This is a genomic window from Conexibacter sp. CPCC 206217, assembly GCF_030646165.1.
Lineage (GTDB): Bacteria > Actinomycetota > Thermoleophilia > Solirubrobacterales > Solirubrobacteraceae > Conexibacter.
Genome location: NZ_JAUTDO010000022.1, coordinates 1 through 5101 on the forward strand (window position 1 = coordinate 1; position 5101 = coordinate 5101).

Sequence of the window (5101 nt, forward strand, 5' to 3'; positions counted from 1 at the left end):
GGGTTGTTAAAGGGGTGTGGCCCCGTCATCGGCGGATGACGGGGCCACACACATGTGCTACGGAAGAACCGGCAGCGTCCTACTCTCCCAGGCCCTTTCAGGCCAAGTACCATCGGCGCTATGAGGCTTAACTACTCTGTTCGGAATGGGAAGAGGTGTTTCCCTCACGCTATAACCACCGGAAACACTGCGAGACCAACCCCTCAGGCCGGTCTTTCAAAACTACACAGCGCCAATGAAACGAGCATCACAAAAATTATCCGTCAAGCCCTCGAACAATTAGTACCAGTCTCCTACGAGCGTTACCGCTCTTCCAGATCTGGCCTATCAACCTGGTGGTCTCCCAGGGTTCTTACCCTCTCAAGGAGGTGGGAGAGCTCATCTTGAGGCTGGCTTCCCGCTTAGATGCCTTCAGCGGTTATCCAATCCGCACGTAGCTAACCTGCGATGCCCTTGGCAGGACAACAGATACACCAGAGGTGCGTTCATCCCGGTCCTCTCGTACTAGGGACAAATCCTCTCAACTCTCCAACGCCCACGGCAGATAGGGACCGAACTGTCTCACGACGTTCTGAACCCAGCTCGCGTACCGCTTTAATGGGCGAACAGCCCAACCCTTGGGACCTACTACAGCCCCAGGATGCGACGAGCCGACATCGAGGTGCCAAACCGGGCCGTCGATGTGGACTCTTGGGCCCGATAAGCCTGTTATCCCCGGAGTACCTTTTATCCGTTGAGCGACGGCACTTCCACTTGCTACCGCCGGATCACTAAGACCTGCTTTCGCACCTGCTCGACCTGTCGGTCTCGCAGTCAAGCTCCCTTGCTGCCTTTGCACTCTACGCACGATTTCCAACCGTGCTGAGGGAACCTTTGTGCGCCTCCGTTACATTTTGGGAGGCGACCGCCCCAGTCAAACTACCCGCCTGGCACTGTTCACCGCCCGGATTCACGGCGCGGTGTTAGAAACCCAATACATCAAGGGTGGTATCTCAAGGATGGCTCCACACCAGCCGCAGCCGATGCTTCCAAGCCTCCCACCTATCCTGAGCGAAATGGATCGAATTCCAATACCAGGGTGTAGTAAAGGTTCACGGGGTCTTTCCGTCTAGCCGCGGGTACTCGGCATCTTCACCGAGACTGCAATTTCACCGAGCCCCTCGTTGAGACAGCGTCCAAGTCGTTACGCCATTCGTGCAGGTCGGAACTTACCCGACAAGGAATTTCGCTACCTTAGGACCGTTATAGTTACGGCCGCCGTTTACCGGGGCTTAGCTTCGGTGCTTCGGACCCGAAAGCCCTAACACCTCCACGTAACCTTCCGGCACCGGGCAGGCGTCAGCCCCTATACGTCGTCTTTCGACTTAGCAGAGACCTGTGTTTTTGGTAAACAGTCGCTTGGACCTATTCACTGCGGCCCCCTCGGACTCCAGCCGTACGGCCTTCACCCTACTAGGGCGCCCCTTATCCCGAAGTTACGGGGCGATTTTGCCGAGTTCCTTAACGAGGGTTATCTCGATCACCTTAGTATTCTCTACTTGCCCACCTGTGTCGGTTTTGGTACGGGCACGCGTGTTCTCCCTAGAGGATTTTCTTGGAGGCATGGCGTAAGGGACTCGCCGGCTCAAAGCCAGCTGGCATCGCACCTCAGGTTACGCAGACCCGCATTTCACTAGGCCCACCCCTACATGCTTACCCCAGGACGACCATCGCCTGGGCTCCCGTAGCCTTCCCCGTCCCCCCATCGGTCAAACGATCACGACGTGGTACAGGAATATCAACCTGTTGGCCATCGACTACGCCTTTCGGCCTCGCCTTAGGTCCCGACTAACCCTGAGCAGACGAACTTTACTCAGGAATCCTTAGGCAATCGGTGGAAGGGATTCTCACCCTTCTTTCGTTACTCATGCCGGCATTCTCACTTCCGAAGCCTCCACGACTGGGTTACCCCGCCGCTTCACTGGCATCGGAACGCTCTCCTACCGCTCAATCAGCTCAAAGAGCATCATGAACCCGCAGCTTCGGTAGCTAGCTTAAGCCCCGTTACATTATCCGCGCTCGAACACTTGACCAGTGAGCTGTTACGCACTCTTTCAAGGATGGCTGCCTCTAAGCCAACCTCCTGGTTGTCTATGCACTCGAACATCGTTTGCCACTTAGCTAGCATTTGGGGACCTTAGCTGGCGGTCTGGGCTGTTTCCCTCTTGACGCTGAAGTTTATCCCCCAGCAACTGACTCCCGGAGTACACGTAATGGTCTTCGGAGTTTGCCTGAAGTTGGTAACCTGGTAGGGCCCCGCGTCCAAACAGTGCTCTACGGCCAAAACGCAAATTTATCCGAGGCTATACCTAAATATATTTCGGAGAGAACCAGATATCACTGAGCTTGATTAGCCTTTCACTCCGACCCACAGGTCATCCGCCCAGTTTTTAACCTAGGTCGGTTCGGTCCTCCACGAGGTCTTACCCCCGCTTCAACCTGCCCATGGGTAGCTCGCTCAGTTTCGGGTCTACCGCCTACGACTAAAACGCCCTATTCGGACTCGCTTTCGCTACGGCTCCGCTCATCGCTTAACCTCGCCGCAGACGAGTAACTCGCCGGCTCGTTATGCAAAAAGCACGCGGTCACAGAACACGTCTGCTCCCACCGCTTGTAGGCACACGGTTTCAGGTACTATTTCACTCCCCTTCCGGGGTACTTTTCACCTTTCCCTCACGGTACTAGTCCGCTATCGGTCACCTAGGAGTACTTAGCCTTGGAGGGTGGTCCCCCCAGATTCAGTCCGCGTTTCACGGGCGCGGACTTACTCAGGAACATACGACAGGAGATCATGCAGTTTCGCCTACGGGACGATTGCCCTCTTTGGTGAGCCGTTCCAGGCTCTTCGACTACCACACAACTTTGTAACTCCTGCCAGGCCAATCACGACCCGGAACGCACGCCCTACAACCCCCATTACGCAACGCGTGATTGCTTACACGCAACAGGTTTGGGCTGATCCCTTTTCGCTCGCCACTACTCAGGGAGTCTCGGTTGATTTACTTTCCTCGGGGTACTGAGATGTTTCACTTCCCCCGCTTGTCCCCACCCTGACTATGTGTTCATCAGGAGGTAACGCCGCATTACCAGCGCCGGGTTTCCCCATTCGGAAATCCGCGGGTCAAAGGCTATTCAGCGCCTCACCGCGGCTTATCGCAGCCGTTCACGTCCTTCATCGACTCTAGGTGCCAAGGCATCCACCGTGTGCCCTTACTATCTTGACGGTGATCTGATCATCCAAAAAAGAAGATCGGTGATACCCGTTTCATTGGCTACTGTGCAGTTTTCAAAGACCGACAAGAGGCGCCACCCACGCCCAGCCCCGACCGCGGACCAAAGCCCAAGCAGTCGAGACCAGCCACAGGCCGGTCTCTCAAAACTCAACAGCATGCATACGCGCCCACACCCAAAAGCGTGAACGTATCTCGCACGACCAGGCTCCGGTCGACATACTAGAACCGATCAACCATCGATCGGACGCGCCCACCAATAGGACGCTCCCTAGAAAGGAGGTGATCCAGCCGCAGCTTCCGCTACGGCTACCTTGTTACGACTTCACCCCAGTCACGAGCCCCACCTTCGACGGCTCCCCCCCAAACGGGTTAGGCCACCGGCTTCGGGTGTTGCTCACTCCCGTGGTGTGACGGGCGGTGTGTACAAGGCCCGGGAACGTATTCACCGCGGCAATGCTGATCCGCGATTACTAGCAACTCCGCCTTCATGCAGGCGAGTTTCAGCCTGCAATCCGAACCGAGACGCGCTTTAAGGGATTCGCTCCACCTCACGGTATCGCAGCCCTCTGTACGCGCCAATGTAGCACGTGTGTAGCCCTGAACATAAGGGGCATGATGACTTGACGTCATCCCCACCTTCCTCCGGTTTGTCACCGGCAGTCTCGCATGAGTCCCCAACTAAATGCTGGCAACATGCGACGGGGGTTGCGCTCGTTGCGGGACTTAACCCAACATCTCACGACACGAGCTGACGACAGCCATGCACCACCTGTGAACCTGCCCCGAAGGGAAACCGTGTTTCCACAGCGATCAGGCACATGTCAAGCCCAGGTAAGGTTCTTCGCGTTGCGTCGAATTAAACCACATGCTCCGCTGCTTGTGCGGGCCCCCGTCAATTCCTTTGAGTTTTAGCCTTGCGGCCGTACTCCCCAGGCGGGGTACTTAATGCGTTAGCGTCGGCACGGAGGGAGTCGACACCCCCCACACCTAGTACCCATCGTTTACAGCGTGGACTACCAGGGTATCTAATCCTGTTTGCTCCCCACGCTTTCGCGTCTCAGCGTCAGTCACGTCCCAGCGAGCTGCCTTCGCCATTGGTGTTCCTCCTGATATCTGCGCATTTCACCGCTACACCAGGAATTCCACTCGCCTCTTCCGGACTCAAGCTCGACAGTATCCACCGGCATTCCAGGGTTGAGCCCTGGACTTTCACAGCAGACTTACCGAGCCGCCTACACGCGCTTTACGCCCAATGATTCCGGACAACGCTCGCCCCCTACGTATTACCGCGGCTGCTGGCACGTAGTTAGCCGGGGCTTCTTCTGAAGGTACCGTCACTCCGAACGTCTATTCAACGCCGAAGCCTCGTCCCAACTGAAAGGAGTTTACAATCCGAAGACCGTCTTCCTCCACGCGGCGTTGCTGCGTCACGCTTTCGCGCATTGCGCAAGATTCCCTACTGCTGCCTCCCGTAGGAGTCTGGGCCGTGTCTCAGTCCCAGTGTGGCTGATCGTCCTCTCAGACCAGCTACCCATCGAAGCCTTGGTAAGCCATTACCCCACCAACAAGCTAATGGGCCGCGGGCCCATCCTGATGCGGTTAGCCGAAGCTACCTTTCCAAACCAGCCTTAAGACCAGAAAGCACATTTGGTATTAGCCCGAGTTTCCCCGAGTTGTCCCAATCATCAGGGCAGGTTACCCACGTGTTACTCACCCGTTCGCGGCTCTGCCCCAGGGCAAGCCCTGGTTCGTCGCTCCACTTGCATGTATTAGGCACGCCGCCAGCGTTCGTCCTGAGCCAGGATCAAACTCTCCGTGAAGAACTACAT

3 rRNA genes are annotated in these 5101 nt (G+C 56.6%); all 3 read right to left on the minus strand.

Annotated features, from left to right (window positions below):
* Positions 1 to 66: 66 nt before the first annotated feature.
* Positions 67 to 183 (minus strand): 5S ribosomal RNA (rrf, locus tag Q7L65_RS27575).
* Positions 184 to 259: 76 nt separating this feature from the next.
* Positions 260 to 3263: ribosomal RNA gene (locus Q7L65_RS27580) — 23S ribosomal RNA — on the minus strand.
* A 281-nt stretch (positions 3264 to 3544) separates the two neighbouring features.
* A 16S ribosomal RNA gene (locus Q7L65_RS27585) occupies positions 3545 to 5092 on the minus strand.
* The 16S, 23S and 5S rRNA genes sit together here, the layout of an rRNA operon.
* Positions 5093 to 5101: the final 9 nt, after the last annotated feature.